The organism is Rhizobium sp. A22-96 (genome assembly GCF_053521805.1).
This window is the reverse complement of record NZ_JBNWDQ010000019.1, coordinates 1-949: the sequence shown is the minus strand read 5'-3', so window position 1 is coordinate 949 and position 949 is coordinate 1. Positions and strand designations below refer to the sequence as shown.

1 protein-coding gene is annotated in these 949 nt (G+C 63.6%); it reads left to right on the top strand.

Annotation, left to right across the window (positions count from 1 at the left end; translation table 11 throughout):
* Positions 1 to 949, top strand: a 949-nt coding sequence (locus tag ACQZ6F_RS33405; protein WP_449096318.1) for a sodium:solute symporter family transporter, incomplete at both ends; no start/stop codon positions are given.

The window sequence follows — 949 nt, the reverse complement described above, 5'->3', positions numbered from 1 at the left end:
ATCGCCACCATGCCCTATATCGCCCTGCAGCTCGTCGGCATGACGGCGGTGTTCAAGGCGCTGGGGCTGCATGGTGAGCTGCCGCTTGCCGTCGCCTTCATCATCCTGGCGCTCTATACCTATTCGGCCGGCCTGCGTGCCCCGGCGCTGATCGCTTTCGTCAAGGACATCATGATCTATATCGTGGTCATTGCCGCCATCGCGCTCATCCCGGCCAAGCTTGGCGGCTATGCCAATGTCTTTGCCGCCGCCGATGCCGACTTCAAGGCCAAGGGTGCGGGCAGCCTGCTGCTCGGCGGCAACCAGTATGTCGCCTATGCGACGCTGGCGCTCGGCTCGGCGCTGGCCGCCTTCATGTATCCGCATACGCTGACCGGCATCTTCGCCTCCAACAGCGGCAACACCATCCGCAAGAACGCGGTGCTGCTGCCGGCCTATACGCTGCTGCTGGGTCTGCTTGCCCTGCTCGGCTATATGGGCCATGCGGCCAATCTGAAGCTGGATAGCCCGAACGATGTCGTGCCGGCGCTGTTCCAGACCCTGTTCTCCAGCTGGTTTGCCGGCTTTGCCTTTGCGGCCATCGCCATTGGTGCGCTGGTGCCGGCGGCGGTGATGAGCATTGGCGCCGCCAATCTCTTCACCCGCAACTTCTGGAAGGCCTATGTCGATCCGAATGTGTCCGATGCCGGTGAGGCGAAGGTGGCCAAGATGACCTCGCTGGTCGTCAAGGTCGGCGCGCTGCTGGTCATCATCTTCCTGCCGACGCAGTTCGCGCTCGATCTGCAGCTGCTCGGTGGCATCTGGATCCTGCAGACGCTGCCGGCCCTGGTCTTCGGCCTCTACACCAGATGGTTCCGGGCACCGGCACTGCTGGCCGGCTGGGTCGTCGGCTTCTTCGGCGGCACCTATCTCGTCTGGGATGCCGGCTGGAAGCCGTTGCATGCGATCA